27 protein-coding genes are annotated in these 25,447 nt (G+C 29.0%); 22 read left to right on the plus strand and 5 right to left on the minus strand.

Going from position 1 to position 25,447, the window contains the following annotated elements; genetic code table 11:
* The first annotated feature begins 1 nt into the window (after position 1).
* Complete coding sequence (locus ACFO3U_RS00355; RefSeq protein WP_379737345.1) at positions 2-1,360, plus strand: undecaprenyl-phosphate glucose phosphotransferase; 1,359 nt, start codon at positions 2-4, stop codon at positions 1,358-1,360.
* Positions 1,360-2,112, plus strand: coding sequence for a glycosyltransferase family 2 protein (locus ACFO3U_RS00360; RefSeq protein WP_379737347.1), 753 nt, complete (start codon positions 1,360-1,362; stop codon positions 2,110-2,112). Before ACFO3U_RS00355 ends, ACFO3U_RS00360 begins: the two co-directional genes overlap by 1 nt.
* Here ACFO3U_RS00360 and ACFO3U_RS00365 read toward each other — a convergent pair.
* On the minus strand, positions 2,109-3,419 hold the full coding sequence (locus ACFO3U_RS00365) for a phenylacetate--CoA ligase family protein (RefSeq protein ID WP_379737349.1): 1,311 nt from the start codon (positions 3,417-3,419) through the stop codon (positions 2,109-2,111). The genes ACFO3U_RS00360 and ACFO3U_RS00365 overlap by 4 nt on opposite strands.
* A 109-nt stretch (positions 3,420-3,528) precedes the next feature.
* On the opposite strand from ACFO3U_RS00365, the gene purD reads away from it, so the two are divergent.
* Complete coding sequence (purD, locus tag ACFO3U_RS00370) at positions 3,529-4,803, plus strand: phosphoribosylamine--glycine ligase (RefSeq protein WP_379737350.1); 1,275 nt, start codon at positions 3,529-3,531, stop codon at positions 4,801-4,803.
* Here the strand turns inward: purD and ACFO3U_RS00375 are convergent.
* Entirely contained in the window at positions 4,795-5,025 is a 231-nt protein-coding gene (locus tag ACFO3U_RS00375) for a DUF6341 family protein (protein WP_379737352.1), read from the minus strand. The two genes, purD and ACFO3U_RS00375, sit on opposite strands and share 9 nt — an antisense overlap.
* A 47-nt stretch (positions 5,026-5,072) precedes the next feature.
* On the opposite strand from ACFO3U_RS00375, the gene ACFO3U_RS00380 reads away from it, so the two are divergent.
* Positions 5,073-6,002, plus strand: a complete 930-nt coding sequence (locus tag ACFO3U_RS00380; RefSeq protein ID WP_379737353.1) for a DUF6427 family protein — start codon at positions 5,073-5,075, stop codon at positions 6,000-6,002.
* Here ACFO3U_RS00380 and upp read toward each other — a convergent pair.
* Positions 5,997-6,650 (minus strand): uracil phosphoribosyltransferase, encoded by a 654-nt coding sequence (gene upp, locus ACFO3U_RS00385; RefSeq protein ID WP_379737354.1) that lies wholly within the window; start codon positions 6,648-6,650, stop codon positions 5,997-5,999. The genes ACFO3U_RS00380 and upp overlap by 6 nt on opposite strands.
* Before the next feature lie 74 nt (positions 6,651-6,724).
* On the opposite strand from upp, the gene ACFO3U_RS00390 reads away from it, so the two are divergent.
* From ACFO3U_RS00390 to ACFO3U_RS00400, 3 genes are all read left to right on the plus strand, one after another.
* The gene (locus tag ACFO3U_RS00390) at positions 6,725-7,330 is read left to right on the plus strand and encodes a DUF4254 domain-containing protein (protein ID WP_379737356.1); all 606 of its coding nucleotides are present in this window, start codon (positions 6,725-6,727) and stop codon (positions 7,328-7,330) included.
* Between the two features lie 12 nt (positions 7,331-7,342).
* On the plus strand, positions 7,343-8,386 hold the full coding sequence (locus tag ACFO3U_RS00395) for a glycosyltransferase family 9 protein (protein ID WP_379737358.1): 1,044 nt from the start codon (positions 7,343-7,345) through the stop codon (positions 8,384-8,386).
* 91 nt (positions 8,387-8,477) lie between these two features.
* Complete coding sequence (locus tag ACFO3U_RS00400; RefSeq protein ID WP_379737359.1) at positions 8,478-9,107, plus strand: DUF2306 domain-containing protein; 630 nt, start codon at positions 8,478-8,480, stop codon at positions 9,105-9,107.
* Between the two features lie 54 nt (positions 9,108-9,161).
* Here the strand turns inward: ACFO3U_RS00400 and ACFO3U_RS00405 are convergent, their stop codons facing one another.
* A complete protein-coding gene (locus tag ACFO3U_RS00405) occupies positions 9,162-10,214 on the minus strand; it encodes a 2Fe-2S iron-sulfur cluster-binding protein (protein WP_379737361.1) in 1,053 nt (350 codons plus the stop codon).
* Positions 10,215-10,353: 139 nt separating this feature from the next.
* On the opposite strand from ACFO3U_RS00405, the gene ACFO3U_RS00410 reads away from it, so the two are divergent.
* From ACFO3U_RS00410 to atpG, 15 genes are all read left to right on the plus strand, one after another.
* Positions 10,354-10,689: a PadR family transcriptional regulator gene (locus tag ACFO3U_RS00410; protein WP_379737363.1), complete on the plus strand. Its 336-nt coding sequence runs from the start codon at positions 10,354-10,356 to the stop codon at positions 10,687-10,689.
* Between the two features lies 1 nt (position 10,690).
* Positions 10,691-11,305: a hypothetical protein gene (locus ACFO3U_RS00415; RefSeq protein WP_379737364.1), complete on the plus strand. Its 615-nt coding sequence runs from the start codon at positions 10,691-10,693 to the stop codon at positions 11,303-11,305.
* Positions 11,302-12,006 (plus strand): hypothetical protein, encoded by a 705-nt coding sequence (locus ACFO3U_RS00420; protein ID WP_379737366.1) that lies wholly within the window; start codon positions 11,302-11,304, stop codon positions 12,004-12,006. Before ACFO3U_RS00415 ends, ACFO3U_RS00420 begins: the two co-directional genes overlap by 4 nt.
* A 58-nt stretch (positions 12,007-12,064) precedes the next feature.
* The gene (locus ACFO3U_RS00425) at positions 12,065-13,534 is read left to right on the plus strand and encodes a DUF5687 family protein (RefSeq protein WP_379737367.1); all 1,470 of its coding nucleotides are present in this window, start codon (positions 12,065-12,067) and stop codon (positions 13,532-13,534) included.
* A gap of 44 nt (positions 13,535-13,578) precedes the next feature.
* On the plus strand, positions 13,579-14,274 hold the full coding sequence (locus ACFO3U_RS00430; protein ID WP_379737369.1) for an ABC transporter ATP-binding protein: 696 nt from the start codon (positions 13,579-13,581) through the stop codon (positions 14,272-14,274).
* A gap of 135 nt (positions 14,275-14,409) precedes the next feature.
* Positions 14,410-17,031, plus strand: a complete 2,622-nt coding sequence (gene porW, locus ACFO3U_RS00435; protein ID WP_379737370.1) for a type IX secretion system periplasmic lipoprotein PorW/SprE — start codon at positions 14,410-14,412, stop codon at positions 17,029-17,031.
* A gap of 3 nt (positions 17,032-17,034) precedes the next feature.
* Positions 17,035-17,442: a bactofilin family protein gene (locus ACFO3U_RS00440; protein WP_379737372.1), complete on the plus strand. Its 408-nt coding sequence runs from the start codon at positions 17,035-17,037 to the stop codon at positions 17,440-17,442.
* A complete protein-coding gene (locus ACFO3U_RS00445) occupies positions 17,411-17,638 on the plus strand; it encodes an AtpZ/AtpI family protein (RefSeq protein ID WP_379737374.1) in 228 nt (75 codons plus the stop codon). Before ACFO3U_RS00440 ends, ACFO3U_RS00445 begins: the two co-directional genes overlap by 32 nt.
* Positions 17,631-18,023: a hypothetical protein gene (locus tag ACFO3U_RS00450; RefSeq protein WP_379737376.1), complete on the plus strand. Its 393-nt coding sequence runs from the start codon at positions 17,631-17,633 to the stop codon at positions 18,021-18,023. Before ACFO3U_RS00445 ends, ACFO3U_RS00450 begins: the two co-directional genes overlap by 8 nt.
* A gap of 115 nt (positions 18,024-18,138) precedes the next feature.
* A complete protein-coding gene (atpB, locus tag ACFO3U_RS00455; RefSeq protein ID WP_379737378.1) occupies positions 18,139-19,314 on the plus strand; it encodes a F0F1 ATP synthase subunit A in 1,176 nt (391 codons plus the stop codon).
* Between the two features lie 38 nt (positions 19,315-19,352).
* Positions 19,353-19,541, plus strand: coding sequence for an ATP synthase F0 subunit C (atpE, locus tag ACFO3U_RS00460; RefSeq protein ID WP_111566383.1), 189 nt, complete (start codon positions 19,353-19,355; stop codon positions 19,539-19,541).
* 86 nt (positions 19,542-19,627) lie between these two features.
* Positions 19,628-20,128, plus strand: coding sequence for a F0F1 ATP synthase subunit B (locus ACFO3U_RS00465; protein WP_379737380.1), 501 nt, complete (start codon positions 19,628-19,630; stop codon positions 20,126-20,128).
* A 5-nt stretch (positions 20,129-20,133) separates the two neighbouring features.
* Positions 20,134-20,667, plus strand: a complete 534-nt coding sequence (gene atpH, locus ACFO3U_RS00470) for an ATP synthase F1 subunit delta (protein WP_379737381.1) — start codon at positions 20,134-20,136, stop codon at positions 20,665-20,667.
* A gap of 39 nt (positions 20,668-20,706) precedes the next feature.
* Positions 20,707-22,281, plus strand: a complete 1,575-nt coding sequence (gene atpA, locus ACFO3U_RS00475; protein ID WP_379737382.1) for a F0F1 ATP synthase subunit alpha — start codon at positions 20,707-20,709, stop codon at positions 22,279-22,281.
* A 78-nt stretch (positions 22,282-22,359) separates the two neighbouring features.
* Positions 22,360-23,217: an ATP synthase F1 subunit gamma gene (gene atpG / locus ACFO3U_RS00480; protein ID WP_379737384.1), complete on the plus strand. Its 858-nt coding sequence runs from the start codon at positions 22,360-22,362 to the stop codon at positions 23,215-23,217.
* A 64-nt stretch (positions 23,218-23,281) separates the two neighbouring features.
* On the opposite strand, the gene ACFO3U_RS00485 is transcribed toward atpG, so the two are convergent.
* On the minus strand, positions 23,282-25,366 hold the full coding sequence (locus ACFO3U_RS00485) for a prolyl oligopeptidase family serine peptidase (RefSeq protein ID WP_379737385.1): 2,085 nt from the start codon (positions 25,364-25,366) through the stop codon (positions 23,282-23,284).
* Positions 25,367-25,447: the final 81 nt, after the last annotated feature.

Below are 25,447 nucleotides of genomic sequence, written 5' to 3' on the forward strand. Positions count from 1 at the left end.
CATGAATAAAGGAAGATATTCAAAATATATAAGACCTCTAAGTATCTTATTGGATATAGTGGCTTTGTTGGTATTATTCCCTTACTTTTTTAAGGGATTAAATATTGACTATCTTGTTTTTGGTTTTTTTCTATTTATATCATGGTCGCTTGTCGCTTTTTTTATAAGGTTTTACGAAGTTTTTCGATTTACAACTCCTGTTGAAATATTAAGTAAAATTGTAAGGCAAGCTGTTTTTTTTACATTATTAGTAATTGCTTTTTTTCCTTTTTACAGGAAAGCTATCTTCAGTGTTAAGGCAATTTCTTTATATATTCTCACGTTATTTTTAATAATTATTTTATTAAAAACATTGCTTTTTTATTATTTAAAAAAATATCGTTTATCAACGGGTAATAACTATAGAAATGCTATTATTGTTGGTTTTACAAAAGAAGCTATCAATTTAAAAAACATCTTTGAAGAAAGAGTTGATTATGGTTATAGGTTTAAAGGTTTTTTCTCAGATAAAAAAAAGAATGAAAATATTATAGGTAAAACGGAGCTAATACCTCTTTTTTGTATAGAAAATAAAATTGACGAAATCTATTGTTCTTTAAACGAAATTTCAAATGAAAAAATGAAAGAATTGATAGAATTTTCAGATGAAAATAGAATCGAAATTAAATTTATTCCTGATACAACAGCAATTTTCTCTAAAAAATTCAGAACAAATTATTACGATTTATTTCCAGTATTAACATTACAAAAAACACCTTTACACCATCCAACAATTCAATTAATTAAAAGGATATTTGACATTTTATTTTCACTTGTCATAGTTGTTGGAGTTTTATCTTGGTTAGCACCAATTTTAGCGATTTTAATAAAACTAGAATCTCAAGGACCAGTTTTTTTCAAACAAAGTAGACCAGGAATCAATGAAGAAGAATTTAGTTGTTACAAGTTTAGATCAATGAAAATAAATGGATTAACTGAAACAGAAGCATCAAAGAATGATCCTCGAGTTACTAAAATAGGTAGATTTATAAGAAAAACAAGTATTGACGAAATTCCACAATTTTTGAATGTTCTAAAGGGAGAAATGTCTGTTGTTGGCCCTAGACCTCACTTATGGTCACAAAATGTTGCTTATGGGAATAAGATTAAAAAATACATGGTTCGTCATTATGTAAAACCAGGAATCACTGGTCTTGCTCAGGTAAAAGGTTTCAGAGGAGAAATTGAAACAGATGAAGATATGATAAATAGAATTAAATTTGATGTTTTTTATATCGAAAATTGGTCATTCATCATGGATATTAAGATAATTATTCAAACTGTTGTAAATATTTTTAAAGGAGAAGAAAAAGCATACTAATGAATAACTTAGTATCCATAGTAACTCCAACGTTTAACTCAGCGAAATACATTGCTGAAACTATTCAATCGGTTCAAAAACAAACTTATAAAAATTGGGAAATGATTTTGGTTGACGATTGTTCATCAGACAATACTGTTAATTTAATCAAAGATTTTATTGCAAAAGACAACCGAATACAATTGCATCAATTGACTTCAAATTCTGGACCAGCAGTAGCTCGTAATAAAGGAATTGAAAATGTATCCGGAAAATACATGACGTTTTTAGATGCAGATGATATTTGGTTCGAAGATTTTATAGAAAACAGCATCAAAACCATTCAAGAAACAAGAATTCATTTTGTGTTTTCATCTTACAAACGTTCTGATGAAAATTTAAATTTCATTTATTCTGATTTTATTGTTCCTCAAAAAGTAACTTATACAGATATTCTAAAATCAAATTCAATTAGTTGTTTGACTGCTTTTTTGGATATTGAAACTTTGGGCAAAAAGTCAATGCCTTTGATAAGAAAACGTCAAGATATGGGTTTGTGGTTGCAGTATTTAAAAGAAATTCCTTATGCTTATGGCATTCAAGAACCTAAAGCTATTTATCGCATCAGAGAAAATTCACTTTCCAGAAAAAAATCAGATTTGATTAAATACCAATGGCAATTTTATAGAGAAGTGGAAAAATTAAACTTTTTTCAATCTGTATATTATATGCTACATTGGATGTATCGTGGTTTTATGAAGTATAGAAATTAAAGCATGGATTGAAATTGCTTCAATTTTCCACGTTTACTTCTTTCCAAAAATGTTTTTCGTGTAAAAGTAAAGTTCAAATTAGGTTCTAAATATAATTCTATTGCTTCTTCTATTTTCCTAATTTGAGTTGAAGTTAAATCAAATTCACTTACATATTCAACGTAAAAAGTATCTATTTTAGTCTGTTTTATTATAAACTCTTTTACATTTCCATCGTCTTCAATGATACTTTTAGTAACATAATAGAAAGTTAAACCTGGAGATTTTTTTCCGCTTGGCAAAATCGCAACATCATTAGTTCTTCCAATTAATTTTTTAAGAATAGGTTTTCTAAACGTACTTTTTTCATCTAAAATTCCAATATCTCCAATCTCATATCTTATAAAAGGATGAGCTTTGTTGTATAAAGATGTAATCACAATTTTACCTTCTTTTCCGTTTGGAACAGGTTGATTATTTTCGTCCAAAATTTCAACGAATAATGTTTCACTGTTAACTTGCCATTCACCTTTTGTGTTTTCAAAAGCAATTAAATCTAATTCAGAAGCACCATATTCATTCACAATTGGAATACCAAATTGTTTTTCCATTAATGTTTTGTCTTCTTCAAAAAGCATTTCAGAAGTAACCAAACATACTTTTAATGTTGGACAAATTGTTTTTAAAACAATGTTTTTTGACTGAAGAAATTTCGCAAATAAAACAATCGAACTCGTATAACCATTAATGTAATCAAAATTTGATTTCTGAAACTTCCTCAATACTTTTTCTAAAACATCATCAGATAAATCAAAAATTGAGAAACGATATCTGTTGCTTAAAAAATCCTTTAAACGTTCTTTTTTATGGCCAATAAAATCCAAAGGAATGCCATAAAAACGAGCTTGATAACTGGAATTAATATCAATGCCATACCAACCAAAACGATAAATGATAGAAGCCCAAGTTAAGGCATGACAAGCTTTGTCTTTTGCGAAAATAAAAGGATCACCACTTGAACCAGACGTTTTATTGACAAAAACTGTTTTTGTAGAATACCCATTTGAAAGTCTATCTTCCAAAGGTTGTTGCAAATCTTTTTTGGTTAAAACGGGTAAATCATTCCAGATTTCAATTTCAGATTTTCCAACAAGATTTTTATAAAATAAATTATGTTGAAGATGAAAATTTACAATTTCATTGCGTTTTTCCATGACATAATTTTCAAATTTATCATCAGAAATGGCTATAATTTTTTCAAATTCAGCTTGAGCTTTCTTTATAGGAAAACCATTTATTCGCAATGAAAAATCAAATAATTTAAACACGATTTGTAAATTTTACCAAAAGTAATAATTCTAAAACTTTTTAAACGAAAATTATATTTTAAAAACAAAACAAAGTATTTTTGCCAAAACAAACTACAACACAACAAAAATGAATATTTTACTTTTAGGATCAGGTGGAAGAGAGCATGCATTAGCTTGGAAAATGTTACAAAGCAACAAATGTCAAAATTTATATATAGCTCCAGGAAATGCTGGAACAAGCCAAATAGCAACAAATATTGAATTAAATCCAAATGATTTTGAAGCTATAAAAAAAGCAGTTATTGAAAAAGAAATCAATATGGTTGTGGTTGGTCCAGAAGATCCTTTAGTAAACGGAATTTATGATTTTTTTCAAAATGATGAAGAACTAAATCAAATTCCAGTAATTGGTCCTTCAAAAGTTGGTGCTCAATTGGAAGGAAGTAAAGAATTTGCCAAAGAATTTTTAGTAAAAAATAATATTCCAACAGCTAGATATGAAAGTTTCACAGCAGAAACAGTTGAAAACGGTTGTAAATTTTTAGAAACGCTTGAATCTCCTTACGTTTTAAAAGCAGATGGTTTAGCAGCAGGAAAAGGTGTTTTAATCTTAAATGATTTAGAAGAAGCTAAAGCTGAATTAAGAAGCATGTTAGTTGATGCAAAATTCGGAAATGCAAGTTCTAAAGTTGTGATTGAAGAGTTTTTAGACGGAATTGAATTAAGTTGTTTTGTTCTAACTGATGGAAAAAACTACAAAGTACTTCCTACAGCTAAAGATTATAAAAGAATTGGTGAAGGAGATATAGGTTTAAACACAGGTGGAATGGGAGCAGTTTCTCCAGTACCATTTGCAGATGCTGTTTTGTTAGAAAAAATTGAAACTAGAATTGTAAAACCAACGATTCAAGGTTTGCAAAATGAAAATATTGATTACAAAGGTTTTGTATTCATTGGACTTATAAATGTTAAAGGAGAACCAATGGTTATTGAATATAACGTAAGAATGGGTGATCCAGAAACAGAGGTTGTAATGCCAAGATTAAAAAGTGATTTAGTTGAAATTTTTGACGCGATAGCAAAACAAGAATTGGATAAAATTACTTTAGAAATTGACGAAAGAAGTGCTACAACAATCATGGTTGTTTCTGGTGGTTATCCTGAAGATTATGAAAAAGGGAAAGAAATTTCAGGTTTAGAAACTATTGAAGATTCTTTAGTATTTCATGCGGGAACAAAACTAGAAAACGGGAAAGTAGTTTCAAACGGAGGAAGGGTTTTAGCCATAACATCCTACGGAAATTCGTTCGATGAAGCCATAAAAAAATCTTATCAAAACATAAATAAATTACATTTTGATAAGATGAATTATCGAAAAGATATAGGATTCGATTTAACCTAAAAACGAGTGAGCTGTTGTATCATCGTTGTCTTCACCATTGTTTTTGAAGATGTTTAATTGCTTAGTCCAATAAACTGTTGCAACTATACAAACAATAATGAATACCCAGTTTAATATGTTTGCTAACCACCAATTTGTTAATTCTAATTCTCTTAACCAGTCCATTGGTAGAAACAAAAAATCAACAAATAGACTCTGAATTCCTTCAAAAAATGCTTTCATTTTTTTAATAGTGTTATATTTACATCACAAAAGTATAAAATATCTTTATGATAGCAAGTGTTTTTAATAAAACAAGACCAATTAATTATCTTTTATTAGGAATAATTTCATTATTTCTATACGTTTTGTACCAATTTAAAGAGACAAGTTGGACAAACGATGGTTGGTTAATTGCTCAAAAAATAGGCTTGTTTTTCCTATTGGTTGCTTCTTATTTTTTACTTAATTTTTTGACGTTGAAAAATAACTTAACGAAATCAAATAATTATGCCATTCTTTTATTTTCCATTTTTTTGATTTTTTTTCCCTTAATTTTCAAAACTCCGAATGTTATAATTGCTAATTTTTTATTGTTATTGGCATTAAGAAGGTTAATTGCTCTTCAAAACTTAAAGAATATAAAGGAGAAAATATTTGATGCTTCTTTTTGGATTTTCGTTGCTGCATTATTTCACTTTTGGTGTATCTCCTTTATCATTTTAGTTTTTATTTCTATAATTTTTCACGTTTCAGGAAATTATAAAAACTGGATTATTCCTTTTTTAGCATTTTTTGCTGTAGCAATGTTGAGTGTTTTATTAGATTTAATTTTAGACAATAATTTATTAGCAGATATTTACAGAGAAATAAAAACGAGTTTCAATTTCAGTTATTTTGAAAATATCTATCAAAATATTGCTTTAGCTGTTTTTAGTTCAGTTGCTTTATTATTCTTTTCAACACAAATTACGGAAGTTCAGAATAAACCCTTAAATCAACAAGCTACTTACAAAAAGATATTATTTGCGTTTATCTTAGGAGTAATGATTTACATTTTATCCAACCACAAAAACAACAGTTATTTGATATTTAGTTTAGCACCAATTTCTATTTTGGGAGCTAATTTTATTGAGAAAATTAAAACTAATTGGATGAAAGAAACGACTATATATTTGTTAGTTTTTGTTTCTATCACATTGTTTCTTTTGCAATTATAATTTGTTTCCATAAGCCAAATCACCTGCATCTCCTAAACCAGGAACAATATAATTTTTGTCATTAAGCTTTTCATCACAAGCAGCAACCCATAAATGACAATTTTCTGGAAGGTTTTCTTCTAAATAAGCAATTCCTTCTGGAGCAGCGATAACTACAGCAATGTGAATTTCTTTAGGTTTTTGTTCCAAATGCAATTTATTTAAAACAGCTACTATTGATTGTCCGGTTGCTAACATTGGGTCAATCAAAATCAAATTTTTATCTTGAAATGAAGGAGCAGCTTGATATTCCACTAAAATTTCAAAAGCATCATCGTTGTTATAATGATGTCTGTAAGCAGAAACAAAACCATTTTCTGCATCATCAAAAAAATTCATAAACCCTTGATGCAAAGCCAAACCAGCACGTAAAATAGAACATAAAACAACATTATCTGCAATAGTTGTCGTTTCTTTAATTCCTAATGGAGTTTGCACATTGATGTCTTTATACTCTAAAGTTTTGCTTAATTCATAAGCCATAATTTCACCAATTCTTTCAATGTTTTTTCTAAAACGCATGCTGTCTTTTTGGATATTGACATCTCTTAATTGCGTTAAAAAATGATTTAAAATGCTGTTTTCTTCAGAAATATAATGAATGTGCATTGGAATATTATTTAGATTTTCAGGTTAAAAGTATAAAAAATCTCTATTTTTGTACAAATTAACACCATATAATTATGTTTGCGAAATTTGCATTTACCATTTTTGAAAAAAGTATCAATGATTATCATGTGCATGATAGTGTAGATCAACCCATTAACAATCCTTATCCAAAAGACCAAATTGAGCATTTATTATATGCAAAAAACTGGGTAGATACAGTGCAATGGCATTATGAAGACATCATCCGTGATCCACAAATTGATCCAGTTGCAGCCTTGACTTTAAAAAGAAAGATTGATGCTTCTAATCAAGTTCGTACGGATATGGTTGAATATATTGACAGTTATTTTCTTCAAAAATATAGTGATGTTAAAGTAAAAGATGACGCAAAAATCAATACAGAAAGTCCAGCTTGGGCAATTGATCGTTTGTCAATTTTAGCGTTGAAAATTTATCATATGAATGAAGAAGCTACAAGAACTGAAGCTTCAGCTGAACACAGAGCAAAATGTCAAGAGAAATTAAACGTTCTTTTAGAACAAAAAAGCGATATGTTTTCTTCAATTGACCAATTAATTGTTGACATTGAAAACGGAGACAAATTCATGAAAGTGTACAAACAAATGAAAATGTACAACGATGATGAATTGAATCCTGTTTTATATCAAAATAAGAAATAAGCATTTTTTTAAATGCCTAAAACCAAACACATATTAGTAATAAGGCTCTCAGCTATGGGTGATGTCGCAATGACAGTTCCAGTGTTGAGAGCTTTTTCTATTCAAAATCCTGAAGTAAAAATTACAGTGGTTTCTCGTCCATTTTTTAAACCATTTTTTGATACGATTCCGAATGTTTCTTTTTTTGGAGTGGATTTAAAGAAAAAACACAAAGGATTTTTAGGATTACTTCGTTTATTTTCAGATTTAAAAAAGTTAGAAATCACACATATTGCTGATTTACATAATGTGTTGCGTTCAAAAGTAGTTCGAAATTTATTCGCATTAAGCGGAAAAAAAGTGGCTGCAACTGACAAAGGTCGTGCTGATAAAAAAGCCTTAACTCGAACTGAAAATAAGATTTTCGAACCTACAAAATCTATGTTTGAAAGACATGTGCAAACCTTTAATAAATTAGGATTTCAGGTTGATTTATCTAATCCAAAATTTCCTGAAAAAGCAGTTTTGTCTAATTTTATTTTGAGTAAAATAGGAGATATTTCTGGGATGAAATTAATTGGAATTGCACCTTTCGCACAATATGAAAGTAAAGTCTATCCTTTAGATTTAATGCAAAATGTGATTGACGAATTAGCGAAAAATCCAACTCAAAAAATCTTACTTTTTGGTGGTGGAAAAGAAGAAATTCAGAAACTAAATCAATTACAAAACAATCACCAAAATGTAATTGTAGTTGCAGGAAAGCTAACTTTTGAAGAAGAATTACAATTAATTTCAAACTTAGATGTAATGCTTTCCATGGATTCAGGAAATGCACATATTGCTGCTATGCTTGGAGTAAATGTCATTACACTTTGGGGAGCAACTCATCCTTACGCTGGTTTTAAACCTTTTAATCAACCTATGGAAAATTGTTTGGTTTCAGATAGAGCCAAATATCCTTTGTTACCAACTTCTGTTTATGGAAATAAAATTGTTCCTGGTTATGAAGATGTGATGCGAAGTATTTTGGTTGAAGAAATAGTTTATAAAGTCCAATCTAAATTAGTAAATTAGACAATTCAGAATCTAAATTCTACAGTTCGTCCTAATTAATTATTGCATAGATTCTAATAGTTTTATGTTTGTTCTATAAAATTAAAACATCATGGAACAAGTCATTAAAATCTTCATTTATATTCATGCTTTTTTTGGAGGAATTGCACTTTTATCTGGTTTAGCGAGTATTTTATTTGTAAAAGGAAGTCCAAATCATAAAAAATCAGGAAAAATATTTTCTTATGGAATGGTAATTAGTTCCTTAATTTCTTTACCAATTTGTTGGTTACCCAACCACGAAAATAGCTTTCTATTCTTAATCGGAATTTTTACAATCTACTTAGTAATTTCAGGAAACAGAGTTTTACTTTTTAAAAAGAAAAAAGAAGCTAATATTACTGATAAATTGATTTCAATCATCATGTTTTTAGCTTCCTTATTAATGTTATTCTTTGGGACTTACTTTATTCTAAAAAATAATTCAGGTGGAATTTTATATTTGTTTTTTGGATTAAGCGCTTTTTTGATTTCAATAAGAGATTTCAAATTTTACAAGAATATTGATAAAACAAAAATTCTACCTTTTCATATTGGAAAAATGGCAGGAGCTTATATAGCTTCTATCACCGCTTTTTTAGTTGCAGGATTACGTTTTGAAGGATTAATCTATTGGATTTTACCTTCAATTGTTGGAATATTTTTTATAATGTTTTGGATAAAGAAAACTAAAAAAACGTAGCGTTAAGTATTTTCACTAATCACTAATCACTAATCACTAATCACTAATCACTAATTAAACATCATCATAATCTACAAAAATCTCAGTAGATGTTGGATGTGCTTGGCAAGTTAATATTAATCCTTCAGCAATTTCACCATCAGTTAAAATAGTGTTTTTCTTCATTTCAGCAGTTCCTTTTGAAACTCTTGCAATACAACTGCTACAAATTCCACCTTGACAAGAATATGGAGCATCTAAACCTTGTTTCAAAGCAGCTTCTAACAACGTTTGTTTCTGACTCATTTCAAAAGTAGCTTCTTCATCATCCACTAAAACCGTAATTTTAGTATGACCTTCATGAGAAATTACAGCATCATTTTCAGTAGTTGGAGTTGAAAATAATTCAAATTTGATATCTTTTTCGGAAATATTATTTTCTTTTAAAGTGTCAGAAACCAAGTTGATCATGTCTTCTGGACCACACAAATAATATTTTGAAAACACTTTTTGAGAATGTTTATTTTTAGTGATAAAGTTAACAGCAGCTTTGTCAATTCTACCAAAAAGTTCTCCTTCAACATTAATTTTACTGAACACATAATGAACAAATAATCTACCTACATATTTTAAATGTAAATCATGTAATTGTTGGTGAAAGATAGTTTCTTCATTGTTTTTATTGCCATAAACCAACACAAAAGTACTATTTGGCTCTTCTTCTAAAACCGATTTTAGGATGGACATAACTGGAGTAATTCCACTTCCAGCTACAAATGCAGCATAATTTTTTTGTTTCTCAAATTTTGGTTCAAAAGTAAATTTTCCTTCAGGAGTTCCTACTTCTAGTAAACCACCTTCTTTCAAACTTTCATTAGCAAATTTCGAAAAGAAACCATCTTTAACAGCTTTTACAGCAATTCGTAGTTCACCACTTTTTGGACTACTGCAAATCGAATAAGCTCTACGAATTTCTTGTCCATCCAAAGTTAGTTTTAAAGTAACATATTGACCAGCAATGAATTGGTAATTTGACTTTAATTCTTCGGGAACATTAAATAAAATTGAAACTGCATTTGGAGTTTCTCGTTTGATTTCTTTTATAGCTAATTTATAGAATGCTGACATGTTGGTTTCTTTTTTACAAAAATACTACTTCTAAAGAAAATAGAGAAAAGATAAAAGAAAAAAGAATTTGAAAAATTAATACATAAGATTCTAATGTATAAGAATTTTATGTATGTTTGTAGTATCAAATTTCAATATCATGAAGAATTCGCAATTGTACAAAGGAAGTTTAAACACCATAATCATGAAGCTATTAGAAGAAAATGGCAGAATGTATGGTTATGAAATCACTCAAAAAGTCAAGGAAATTACTAAAGGAGAATTAAACATCACCGAAGGAGCTTTGTATCCAGCTTTACATAAATTAGAAGCTGAAAATTTATTAGATGTTGAAGTTGAAAAAGTAGATAATCGATTAAGAAAATATTATAAATTAACTGAAAAAGGTACAAAAGAAACCGTTAATCGTTTGTCTGAATTAGAAGAATTTATAAAAAACATGCAAACTATTGTGAATCCTAAATTGAGTTATTAAGATGAAAATCACTAAACAAAACATACAATTTATAGATAATTATCTCAAAAGGAATAATGTTATTTATTATGACATTCGCATGGAAATGCTTGATCATATTTTAAATGGAATTGAAAATGAAATGAAAGAAAAAAACATTGGATTTTATGATGCTTTTAAAATTTATATGCCAGTTCACAAAGCGGAAATATTAAAAGCTAATAAGCAATCTTTAATAGATGGAACTAGCCCTTTTTTGAAATCTTTGACAAATTCTTACAATCTTTTTGTTGCTATTTTTACTATTTTACTTTGTACTATTTTCAAGGAAAATATAATTGCACTCAATTCTGTTTTTTGGATTTTAATGCTTTTATATTTAATTATTAGAACTTTAATTTATTTTATTAATTCAAGAAAAAGATATTTTGTTCTTGAAAAATCAGGCTTTATATTAAATTTCATTTATTTTATTAATCTGATATTAAATGGCTTTGGAAATTCCTTTTTTGGAGAATTTCATGGTAAAATTTATACCGTTGGTTTAGTAATATTTCTAAGTATTTCTTTTTTCATTTATTACATAAACACAATAATTAAGTTTAATAAATCTAATAAAATGCTATTAGCAAAATGAAACTAAACGAAGAACAAATAGAACGTTTATACCAATTCACAAGACAACACTATGTAGAATGGTACGATTTGCAAACAGAATTAGTAGATCATTTGGCTAATGCAATAGAAGAACAATGGCAACAAAACCCAAAATTATCTTTTGAAGAAGCTTTACAAATTGAGTTTAAAAAATTTGGTGTTTTTGGTTTTATGGATGTAGTGGAAAAACGACAAGCAGCTTTAAACAAAAAGTATAATAAAATTGTTTGGAGTCATTTTAAAGAGTTTTTTTCAATTCCAAAAATTATTGGTACAGCATCAGTTTTTATAATTTTAGTTCTAATAATGCTGAAATTTGAATTTGCACACATTGTTGTCATTTCTTTATTTGTGATTTCGACAATATTTTTCTTTGTAGGAATTATAAAATTATCAATAAGAAACAAAAAGCAAAATAAAATTTCAGGAAAAAGATGGCTGTATAAAGATATAATTTATGGTTTAGGAACTTTTGGAGGATTAAGTTATTTGCCAATTCAAATAGCTCTTCAATTATATGATAAAATAAATTTTTTAAATTTGATTTCTTCAGTGATAATAAGTATAACAGTTATATCAGTTTTTCTGTTTAACTATATAGTCTTATTTATTATTCCATCAAAAGCAGAGGAATACTTAAAAGAAACTTATCCGGAATATGAATTTGCAAATACTTTGTAACAAATTTGCTTTCTTAACAACATATAACCAACAACCACAAACCATTTAACTAAAAACCATGATAAAACAATTTCTACTTTTGGAATGGAGAGCTTTTATTAGATCAGCTTCATTTTCAACCAACTTGGCTTTAAAAATTTTAATGGCTTTTGGAGCTTTGTATTTTATGGTTATGTTTATTGGATTAGGAATTGGTTCTTATTTTATTCTTGAAGAAGCAGGATTAAAGCCCTTTCCAACAGTAAACAAATTCATAATTTACTATCTAGTGTTTGATTTATTATTTCGTTTTTTTCTTCAAAAAATGCCAACATTAGCAATCAGACCTTTTCTAAATCAAAACATTAAAAAAAATAATATTGTTCACTTTACACTCAGTAAAACCATACTTTCTTTTTTTAACTTTATTCATTGGTTTTTCTTTATTCCTTTTACTTTGGTATTAATTAAAGAAGGATTTAATCCATTAAGTTCTATTTTTTGGGGATTAAGTATGTTGTTGTTTGTATATGCAAATAATTTCATAGCCATTTTAATTGATAAAAAAGACAGTATATTTTATACAGTAATCGGAATTTTTGCTGCTCTAGGATTGTTACAATATTACAATGTATTTGATATAACAAATTACACCAATTCATTTTTTGAAGGATTCTATAATTTAAATTATTTCATTCTGATTCCTCTTTCAGTTTTGATTGCGTTGTATTATTTTACATTCCAATTCTTTAAATCTAACTTATATTTAGACGCTGGTTTGGCAATCAAACAAACGGATGCAACTACAGAAAATTATACTTGGTTAGATAAGTTAGGAAGTGTTTCAACTTTTATAAAAAATGATATTCGATTAATTAGAAGAAATAAAAGAGCTAAAACTTCGGTTTTAATGAGTTTTATCTTTCTTTTTTATGGTCTTTTGTTTTTCACAGGAGGAATTGAAGCTTACGATAATCCATTCATGAAAGTATTTGCTGGAATATTTATTTCGGGTGGGTTTTTATTCACATTTGGACAATTTGTACCAAGTTGGGATAGTTCATATTACCCTTTAATGATGACACAAAACATCACTTATAAAGATTATTTAAATTCAAAATGGTGGTTGATTATTATTGCAACAATTGTTTCAACATTATTATCTTCTTTCTATTTATATTTTGGATGGGAAGCTTATTTAGCAATTATAGCTTGTGCAATTTTCAATATGGGCATCAATTCACATTTAATTTTATTAGGTGGAGCATTTATAAAAACACCAATAGATTTGACTTCAGCAAAAGGAGCTTTTGGAGATAAAAAAGCATTCAACGCAAAAACCTTTTTAATTTCTTTACCAAAAATGCTTTTACCCATTGCATTATATAGTTTAGGACACTTTTTATTAAGTCCAATTTATGGATATGTTTTTATCGTTTTAGCCGGAATTATCGGTTTTGCCTTTAAAAACAAAGTATTTCAAATGATAGAAAGCATCTATAAAAAAGAGAAATATGCAACACTTCATGCATACAAACAAAAAGGATAAACCCAAAACCAATCGCCAATTACCTTTCACCAAAAATAAAAAAAATGATACACGTTTCAGACCTTAAAAAAACATACAACGGAACTACCGTTTTACATATAGATCAATTAGACATTCCACAAGGACAAAGTTTTGGTTTAGTGGGAAATAACGGTGCTGGAAAAACCACTTTTTTCAGTTTATTGTTAGATTTAATTAGACCTACAACAGGAAAAATCACTTCAAATAATATTCAAATCAATGTAAGTGAAGCATGGAAAACTTTTACATCATCTTTTATTGACGAAAGTTTTTTAATCGGATATCTTACACCAGAAGAATATTTCTATTTCATAGGAGAACTTCGAGGTTGGAACAAAGCAGATGTTGATGCATTTTTAAAAAATTATGAAGATTTTTTCAATGGAGAAATTCTAAACAATAAGAAATACTTAAGAGATTTATCAAAAGGAAATGCAAAAAAAGCAGGAATTGTTGGAGCATTAATTGGAAATCCAGAAGTTGTAATTTTAGATGAACCTTTTGCTAACCTTGATCCAACAACCCAAATTAGATTAAAGAAAATCATCAAAGCTTTAGCAGAAGACAAACAAACAACGGTTTTGGTTTCTAGTCACGATTTGCAACACACGGTTGAAGTTTCAGACAGAATTGTTGTTTTAGAAAAAGGAAATGTTGTGAAAGATTTAGTGCCAACAACTGAAACCTTAAAAGAGCTAGAAGCATTCTTTTCTGCTTAAGCTAAAACATAAATTTTCATTGGGTTTAACCCAAATAAAAAGAAATATTTTCATAATTCTAAAAAAAACGTATTTTTACGAGTTCATATACTAAAAACGTATTTTTACAGTTATGAATTATAAACTATTTTTACTTTGAAAATTAATACATACAAATATATTGGTGTTATTTCATTTTTACTTCTAATTATCTCTTGTTCAACCAAGAAAGATAGATTTGTAAACAGAACCTTTCATGCCAAAACTGCCAAATATAATATTCTATATAATGGTGACGTTGCTTTGGAAACAGGCCTGAAAGACTTGGGAACAACTTATCAAGATGATTTTTGGGATGTTTTGCCAGTAGAATATCTTCAAGATAGTGAAGAAGATATGCTTCCTGGAGAAGAAAAAAACCCTAATTTTGAACGTGCTGAAGATAAAGCTATCAAAGCCATACAAAAACACTCCATGAATATTGGTGGTTCTGAAAAGAACTCTCAAATGGACGAAGCTTATATTTTACTTGGAAAAGCACGTTATTATGACAACCGTTTTATTCCTGCTTTAGAAGCTTTTAATTATGTTTTGTATAAATATCCAAATAGCGATAAAATCTACGAAGCTAAAGTTTGGAGAGAAAAAATCAACATTAGATTAGATAACGACCAAGTTGCTGCTGACAATTTAAAACGTCTTTTAAAAGATCAAAAAATAGAAGGGCAAGATTTAGCAAATGCTTCTGCAATGTTGGCTCAAGCTTACATGAATTTGGGAGTAAAAGATACTGCTTTAGCGGTTTTAAAAATTGCTAAAGAAAAAACAAAAATTAACGATCAAAAAGCAAGATATACTTTCATCACAGGACAATTATATGAAGATTTAAAATATCCTGATAGTGCAGCAATGGCTTACAATGAAGTTATTGAAATGAAACGAAAATCTCCAAGAAAATATACAATTCAAGCTCATGCAAAATTAGCTCAACAGTTTGATTATGAAAAAGGAGACACTTTGGTTTTTCTTGAAAAATTCAATAAACTTTTAGAAGATAGAGAAAACAGACCTTTTTTAGATGTTATAAACCATCAAATTGCTTTGTTTTATGACAAACAAAAAAACGATAACCAAGCAATAAAATATTACAACAAATCATTAAGAAAACAAACGGCAGATAAATACTTAACTGCTTCAAATTATAGGAACATTGCAGAAATCAATTTCTATAATGCAGAATATTTAAAAGCTGGAAAATATTACGACAGTACATTAACAAAGTTAAACGATAGAACGAGAGAATATAGAGCGATTGCCAAAAAGAGACTAAATCTTGATGATGTAATTAAATATGAAGCAATTGTAACTGCTAATGATAGTATTTTATATGTTGTTTCACTTTCTGAAGATGAAAGAAATGCATACTATGCAGATTATATTGAAAAACTAAAAGAGCAAGATTTAATCAAACAAAAAGAAATGGAACGATTGGCTTTAATTGAAGAAAACAAAGCTAATAACGCTGGTGGAATTTCAGGAGGAAAAGGTAATAATCTTTCAATTTCAGGAGAAGACATCAACACGGCAAGCAGATCTAAATTTGCACCACCTTCAATTGGAGGAAATGATAATCAAACAAGTAATTTCTATTTTTATAGCCAAACCAATTTAGCTTTCGGAAAATCAGAATTCAGAAAAAAATGGGGAAAAAGAGAGTTGAAAGACAATTGGCGTTTTAGCAAATTATCTAACAACAATTCAAATTCAGAGGAAGAGGAAAATGCTATTGCAGAAAAAGAAGAGGAAAAAGTTGCAGATAATCCAGCTTATAAAGTAGAGTTTTATACTAGCCAATTGCCATCTGACCAAAAAGTATTAGACAGCTTAAAAATTGACAGAGATTTTGCAGATTACCAATTAGGTTCCATTTATAAAGAGAAGTTTAAAGAATATCAATTAGCAGCAGCAAAATTTGAAAAGCTTTTAGGTAATCAACCAGAAGAGCGTTTGATTTTACCATCAAAATATAATTTGTTCAAAATATATGAAATCATTGGTAGTACAAAAGCTAATGATATAAAACAACAAATTATTGCAGAATATCCAGATAGTAGATACGCTCAAATAATTCAAAATCCAAATCAAGAAAACGAGGACAATCAATCTCCAGAAGCTGTTTATGCCAAATTATATAAAGAATTTGAAGATGGAGAAATTAGAGAATCTTATGTAAAAGTGAATGAGTTTATTGACTTATATACTGGAGACGAAATTGCTCCAAAATTTGAATTGCTTAAAGCACAAATTACAGCTCGTTTAAAAGGATTAGAAGAATACAAAAAAACGCTAAACTTCGTGGCATTAAATTATCCGAATGCAAAAGAAGGAAAAGAAGCAGAGAGTATTTTATCTAAAAACATTCCTAATTTAGAAAAACTAGAGTTTAAAGAAGAAACTTCAGGTTCTTGGAAAATAGTTTTCCCAAAAGACTATATGTCAACAGCAGAAATTGAAGCTTTATATGTAAAACTAGATAAATTTATAAAAGACAGAAGTGATGTTTTGGTAAAAAGATCAAATGATGTGTACAATGAAAAAACAAATTTTATTGTTGTGCATGGTTTACAATCTAAAGAATCAGCACAATCCACATTGTTTTTACTAAAAGACTATAAAGATTACAAAGTAAATGATGAAGCCTATATAATTTCATCAGATAATTATATGATTGTCCAAATCAAGAAAAATTGGGATAAATTCATAGCATTAATCAAATAAATCATGTTTGACAAAAAAACAAAACCAGCAGAAGGTCTATTTGGAAAAATGAATAGAATAGCTGAAGGAACACAATTAAATGGAGATTTAGTTTCAGATTCTGATGTTAGAATTGATGGAACATTAATTGGAAACATAACCCTTAAAGGAAAATTAGTTATTGGTCCAAACGGTTATGTTGAAGGAAATGTAAAATGCCAAAACATAGATGTTGAAGGTAAATTTCTTGGAAAACTAGAAGCCATTGAGTTATTAAACATCAAATCTAAATCTAACATCAAAGGAGAAGTTATTGTTGGAAAATTAGGAGTTGAACCAGGAGCAAGTTTCACAGCAACATGTAGCATGAAAGGTTCAATTAAAAACATCAACGAAAAAAATGAATCCAAACAACAAGAAAAAACAGCCTAATAAATGGTTAGCGCTAATAAATATTCCTATTCAAATGGGAATAATTATTTTTCTTTTTTCTTTTTTTGGTAAATGGTTGGATGAAAGATTTCCCAACACTTCCAATATATATATAAAAATTTCTGTTTTATTAGGAGTAGGTCTTGCTCTATATAATGTAATAAGACAAGTTAACCAACTTAACAAGAATGATTAAAAATTTCAAGTTTTTAAAAACATTACTGCTTATTGCTGTACCAGCTTTTGTAATTCATTTTTTAATTTTTCAAATTCCTTTTTTGAATGAAAAGCAAAGCACCTTTTATTATAGTATACCTATTTTATATTTGCTTTATTTTATTTTTTCAAAAGTGACTTTGTTTATTTTAGATGTCATTGCCCAAAAGAGTTTTGAGAATGTAGGATTCACTTTTTTATTTTTAACATCAGTACAAATAGGATTATCCTATCTAATTATTAAACCAATTTTAGAATCTCCAGGAGACAATTCTGTTGAAAAATGGAATTTTTTTGTAATAATGTTTCTTTTTTTAGCAATAGAAGCCTTCATAACCATCAGAATTTTAAATAAAAAGCATTAAAAACAGAATTTCTTTAATAATTATGATGTTTTTTTTTTTAATTCATTTGCCATATTAATAAAAGTTGTACTTTTGCACAAAATTTAGAAACCTAAGAATTTAAGTTTAAAACAATATGGTGATTTCAAGAAAAACACTTAATGTGCTAGTAGCAATTGCATTTGCAATGTTACCTTTAGTTGGAACAGCAAATAATCCTTCAGATTCAACAGTATTTGCTCATAATGAAGATGTTGCTCATACAAATGAACATGGTGCTGAAGAATCTTTAAGTAAAAAAGACAAGGTTGATGCTTACATTCAACACCACTTACAAGATGGTCACGATTTTAATTTCTTTTCTGATGAAGAAAAAGGATTACATTATGGTTTTTCTTTACCAGTAATTTTATGGGATAATGGTTTACAAGTTTTTTCTTCTTCAAAATTACACCATGGTGAAGCTGTAGCTGAACATAATGGGAATCATTACGTTTTACACCACAGTAAAATTTATAAAACTGATGCTAAAGGAACATTAAATTATGATGAGCATCATCACCCAACGAATGTTAGACCATTAGATTTTTCAATCACTAAAAATGTAGTTTCAATGTTGTTTACAGCAGCATTAATGTTCTTCATGTTTTTAGGTTTAGCAAAATCGTATAAAAAAGGAGCAATTCCTACAGGTTTTGGAAGAGTTTTAGAACCGCTTATCATATTTATTAGAGACGAAATAGCTATTCCAAATATTGGAGAAAAAAAATATAGAAAATACATGGGTTACTTATTAACGGTGTTTTTCTTTATTTGGATCTTGAACTTATTAGGAATGACTCCACTTGGAATTAATGTTACAGGAAATATTGCAGTAACTGTTTGTTTAGCAATTTTCACTTTCATTATTACACAATTTAGTGCTAACAAAGATTATTGGAAACACATCTTTTGGATGCCAGGAGTTCCTGTTCCTATGAAAATAATATTAATGCCTATTGAATTATTAGGTACATTAACAAAACCATTTGCATTATTAATTCGTTTGTTCGCAAATATTACAGCAGGTCACGTAGTAATCATGAGTTTGATTGCAATGATTTTCGTTGGAAAAAATTTAGCGGCTGATTTACCAATATCACTAGGGTTAACGTTGTTTATCTCTGTTATTGAAGTTTTAGTTGCGTTCTTACAAGCGTTTATTTTCACAATGTTATCTTCTTTATTTATTGGAATGGCAGTTCAAGATCATCATCATGATGAGCACCACTCTGAAGATTTATTAGGTGAGCATGACAATGCAATAGTTTAATTTTAGAATTTTTTGTTTAATTATATAAATCAATTTTTATGTACAATTTAATTGGAGCTGGATTAGTAGTAATCGGAGCAGGTTTAGGTTTAGGTAAAATCGGTGGATCTGCAATGGATGCTATCGCTCGTCAGCCAGAAGCTGCTGGGAAAATTCAAACTGCGATGATTATTATCGCTGCTTTATTAGAAGGTTTAGCATTCGCTGCTTTAATCTTAGGAAAATAATAAAGAGAAAAAAAACAATTACCTGCAACGGTTGGTTGCAGGTAATGTTTTAATGTTTAAACAAAATTTAATATTATATATTTAAGATGGATAAATTAATTAACGATTTTTCATTTGGTCTATTTTTCTGGCAATTAATTATTTTAGTTGTTTTGATTTTATTAATGGTTAAATTTGCTTGGAAGCCTATCATGGAAGCTATAAATTCCAGAGAAGAAGGTATTTCTAATGCTTTATTAGCAGCTGAAAATGCTAAGAAAGACATGCAAAACTTAAAAGCTGATAATGAAAAATTATTAGCTGAAGCTAGAGCAGAAAGAGACATCATGATTAAAGAAGCTCGTGAAATCAAAGAAAAAATGATTAGCGATGCAAAATCTGAAGCTCAAGTTCAAGGAGAAAAAATGATTGAACAAGCAAAAGCAACAATTGCAAGTGAGAAAAATGCTGCCATTGCTGATTTAAAAAATCAAGTAGGTACACTTTCTTTAGAAATTGCTGAAAAAGTATTAAAAGGAGAATTAGCTAACAAAGAAGCTCAAACTAAATTAGTTGAGACGATGTTAGGTGATGCCAAATTAAACTAATTATTATGGCAGGTACAAGAGCAGCTATTCGATACGCAAAAGCTATACTTGATATTGCACAAGCAAACAATAACACAGCAAACGTTGCTAACGATATGACATCGATAGTGAATGCTGTTAAGGATAGTAAAGAGTTGAAAAACTTTTTGCAAAGTCCAATTATTAAAGGAGAAGTAAAACATTCTTCTTTAGTAGCTATTTTTGCCGAAGCACAAAAAGAAACAAAAAGCTTATTTGAATTACTTTTGACAAACAAAAGATTTGAGTTATTGCCAACAATAGCTTCAGATTTTAAAGCATTAGTAAATGAATTAAACGGTGTTGAAATTGCTAAAGTAACAACAGCTTTTCCTATCACTCCAGATTTAGAAACTAAAGTTTTAGCAAAAATCAAAGAGTTTTCAAATAAAACAATCACTTTAGAAAACATTGTAGACGAATCTATTATTGGTGGATTTATTTTAACAATGGGTGATCAACAATACAACGCTTCTGTGTCAAGCAGATTGCAAAATTTAAAAAGAGAATTTAGTTATTAATATTTATTGCACTTCAAGAGTGTACAAATTATAAATAAAATGGCAGAAATAAATCCAGCTGAAATTTCAGCAATATTAAAGCAACAATTATCAGGTTTTGAATCTGGTGCAACGTTAGAAGAAGTAGGAACAGTTCTACAAGTAGGAGATGGTATCGCACGTGTTTACGGATTGTCTAATGCACAATATGGTGAGTTAGTTCAATTTGATAACGGTTTAGAGGCTATCGTTCTTAACTTAGAAGAAGATAATGTTGGTGTGGTACTTTTAGGACCATCAACAGGAATTCGTGAAGGTTCAAATGTAAAAAGAACACAACGTATTGCTTCATTAAAAGTTGGTGAAGGTATTGTTGGACGTGTAGTTGATACATTAGGTAACCCAATCGATGGTAAAGGACCAATCGAAGGAACTTTATATGAAATGCCATTAGAAAGAAAAGCTCCTGGAGTTATCTTTCGTCAACCAGTAACGGAGCCATTACAAACAGGTATTAAAGCAATTGATGCGATGATTCCAGTTGGTAGAGGACAACGTGAGTTGGTAATTGGTGACCGTCAAACTGGAAAAACTACAGTTTGTATTGACACTATCTTAAATCAAAAAGAATTTTACGATGCTGGTCAACCAGTATATTGTATATATGTAGCAATTGGACAAAAAGCTTCAACTGTTGCAGGAATTGCAAAAACATTAGAGGAAAAAGGAGCAATGGCTTATACAACTATTGTTGCAGCAAACGCTTCTGATCCTGCAGCAATGCAAGTTTATGCACCGATGGCTGGAGCATCAATCGGAGAATATTTCCGTGATACAGGTCGTCCTGCATTAATCATTTATGATGATTTATCTAAACAAGCTGTTGCTTACCGTGAGGTTTCTCTTTTATTAAGAAGACCACCAGGACGTGAGGCTTATCCTGGAGACGTATTCTACTTACACTCTCGTTTATTAGAAAGAGCTTGTAAAGTAATCGCTAATGATGAGATTGCTAAAGACATGAATGATTTACCAGACGTATTGAAACCAATCGTTAAAGGTGGGGGTTCATTAACAGCTTTACCAATTATTGAAACACAAGCGGGTGACGTTTCTGCATATATCCCAACAAACGTAATTTCGATTACAGATGGACAAATTTTCCTTGAGTCTGATTTATTCAACTCTGGAGTTCGTCCTGCAATTAACGTAGGTATTTCTGTATCTCGTGTTGGAGGTAATGCACAAATTAAATCAATGAAAAAAGTAGCTGGTACATTAAAACTAGACCAAGCTCAATATAGAGAATTAGAAGCGTTTGCTAAATTTGGTTCTGACTTAGATGCAGCAACTAAAAACGTAATTGAAAAAGGTAAGCGTAACGTTGAAATCTTAAAACAAGCTGTAAATGATCCATTTACAGTAGAAGATCAAGTTGCAATTATCTACGCTGGTTCTAAAAACTTATTAAGAAATGTTCCTGTAGAAAAAGTAAAGGAATTCGAAAAAGATTTTATCGAATATCTTAACGCAAAACATAGAGATACATTAGATGCTTTAAAAGCAGGTAAATTCACAGATGAAATTACTGACGTTTTAGGAGCAGCAGCTAAAGAAGTTTCAGCAAAATATTAATTTTAGGTAATTGGTTTTAGGTGATAGGTAATAGTATTTACCAATCACCTATAGCCTATAACCCAACACCTATATAAAATGGCAAATTTAAAGGAAATTAGAAATAGAATTACTTCCGTTTCGTCTACGATGCAAATTACATCTGCGATGAAAATGGTTTCTGCAGCAAAGCTTAAGAAAGCACAAGATGCAATTACAGCTATGCGACCTTATGCCGAAAAATTAACGGAATTATTACAAAACTTAAGTGCAACTCTTGAAGGAGATAGCGTTGGAAGTTTTGCAGATCAAAGAGAAATTAATAAAGTTTTAATTGTTGCTATTACTTCAAACAGAGGTTTGTGTGGTGCATTTAATACAAATGTTATCAAACAAGCTATTCTTGCAGGAAATTCTTATCAAGGAAAACAAGTAGATGTTTTTGCCATAGGTAAAAAAGGAAATGATGTTTTAAGTAAGAGTTTCAATGTAATTGAAAACAAAAATTCAATTTTTGATGATTTAACGTTTGATAATGTTGCTGCTATTGCACAAGTTTTAATGGATAAATTTGAAGCTGGTGAATATGATAAAATTGAAATTGTTTACAATCAATTCAAAAATGCAGCTACTCAAATTGTACAAAGAGAGCAATTTTTACCTTTAGCACCAATTACAGGTGGTGAAGCAGTTTCATCTGACTATATCTTTGAACCTTCAAAAGAAGAAATTGTGTTAACTCTGATTCCAAAATCATTGAAAACACAATTATACAAAGCCGTTAGAGATTCATTTGCCTCAGAACACGGAGCACGTATGACTGCTATGCACAAAGCAACTGATAATGCAACAGATTTAAGAAATCAATTGAAATTAACTTATAACAAAGCTCGTCAAGCGGCAATTACTGGAGAAATTCTTGAAATTGTTGGTGGAGCAGAAGCGTTGAATAGTTAGAATTTCTTGAAAATATTCATAAAAAAAGAGTCAAAGTAATTTGGCTCTTTTTTTTATTTCTAGCTTATTCGTTTAAGTGTTCCCAAATGAAACTGTAAAATTCTGCATCTTCTTGTACACTTTTATCATAACTTGAGATCTTACCATAGTGACCAGCTTTGCTTTTTACATTGAGATAAATTGGATTCTTTTGAGCAGATCTATTTTGCAACTTTGCTGCAAATTTATAGGAATGAACAGGAGGAACCCTATCATCATTTTCTGAAGTTATAATCAAGGTTGTTGGATAATTTACATCTTCTTTTATGTTGTGATATGGAGAGTAAGTCAATAATGATTTAAATTCATCTTCATTTTCGGGATTTCCATATTCGTCTAAATGAAATTTTCCTATAGTATATTGATCAAATTTTATCATATCAAAAACACCTACTTTTGGCACTGCTACTTTAAATAAATCAGGTCTTTGCGTCATGGCAACACCTACAACTAAACCACCGTTTGAAGCTCCAGTAATCGCTAATTTATTTGGAGAAGTATATTTTTCACTAATTAAAAATTCGGCAGCATCAATAAAATCATTAAACGAATTCATTTTTTTTAAACCCATTCCATCTTTGTGCCATTTTCTACCTTTTTCTCCACCACCTCTAATTTCTGCATAAGCATAAACACCTCCTTTTTCAAGAAAATGCAACAAACCAACATCATAACTTGGACCACTTATAACACCAAAACCACCATAAGCTTCCAATAAAGTTGCATTATTTCCATCCAATGAAGCTCCTTTTTTGTGAATAATGGTTATAGGCACATCTTTTCCATCTCTACTTTTATAAGTTGTGGATTTGGTCTCAAAATGATCAAAAGGAAACAAAGTAGGCTTTGGTTGAATAAAGTCATTATAATACACATTTGAATCACCTGTTGTAATATTTAGCTTGTAATTTAAATAGGAAATGGTATATGAATAAAAAGTAACATACAATTCATTTGTTTTGTTATCTAAAAAGCGAATATTAAAATTCATCCCCATTGGAGCTTCAAACTTTCTTACAAACGTTCCATCATAATTGTGAATATTGATGTAATTTTTTCCTAAATGTTTGTATTTACAGATTATGTACTCACTTTTAAAATCAACATCTACTAATAAATGAGAATATATCTGAGGTATTATTGAGACAACTTCACTTGGGTTATTTATATTAAATGACCTAACATCACCCCAATCATATTTTTTGTCACTAAAATAAACATCATCTCCTTTTGAATATAGATAGGAAAAATGATCTGGAGTAGGAACAACAAATTCTTTCAATGTAAAAGTCTCATCTGATAAATCAATGTAATGATAAGCTCTTTTGGTTTCTTCTTTATTAGTTTCAAAAATGAATAATTTGTTTTCCCTTACAAAAAAATTAAAATTACTTTCATCATTGGTAGTGTCAAATATTAAAGCATCCTTATCCTGAATCTCTCCTAACTTATGATAGAAGAGCTGATAAGTAGAATCTTTGGCAAAAAAATCACTGTTTGAATTTCTCTTGTAAAAAACACCTTTGTCATCATTCCAAGAAGCATTTGAAAATTTAATGTCTTTTAATACATCATCTAAATTCTTTTGATTTAAGATATCAACAAATCGAATTTCATTTCTATCGCTTCCGTTTAAACTAATTTTATATGCTAGAAATTTTGAATTTTTAGAGGGATAAAAACCGCTCATAACAACATTGTCATCTTTATAGATAGCAAAAGGATCAACCAATTGTTTTGGCATATCATTTAGTTTTTCCCTGTAATGTAAAACATAGGGTTTTTTCTTGTCTAATCTATAATTTGAATAGAAATATTTACCATATTTAGAAGGTAATCCATTTGTAGATAAATAATTATAATCTTTTATTTTAAATAAAAAATTAGTGGCTTTTGTAACTTCTTTTAAATGATTTTCAGAATATTCATTTTGTTTTTTGACCCAATTTATTGCTTCATTAGAATTTACATTTTCTAACCATGCATAATCATCGTCAATAGTAATATTGTGTTTAGTGATTCTAGAAATAATTTTGTTAGCGGTAGGTCCTTGAGCATTTGCCAAAGTAATAAACAAGACTGAAATAATAAACGAGTATTTTTTTTGCATAAGTTTTTATAAAAAGTTAAAAATATTCCTTTTTTAAGAAGTACACAAGAACTTAATTTATATAATTTCAAATTGATATAT

This window comes from Flavobacterium ponti (assembly GCF_042652765.1).
Taxonomy (GTDB): domain Bacteria; phylum Bacteroidota; class Bacteroidia; order Flavobacteriales; family Flavobacteriaceae; genus Flavobacterium; species Flavobacterium ponti.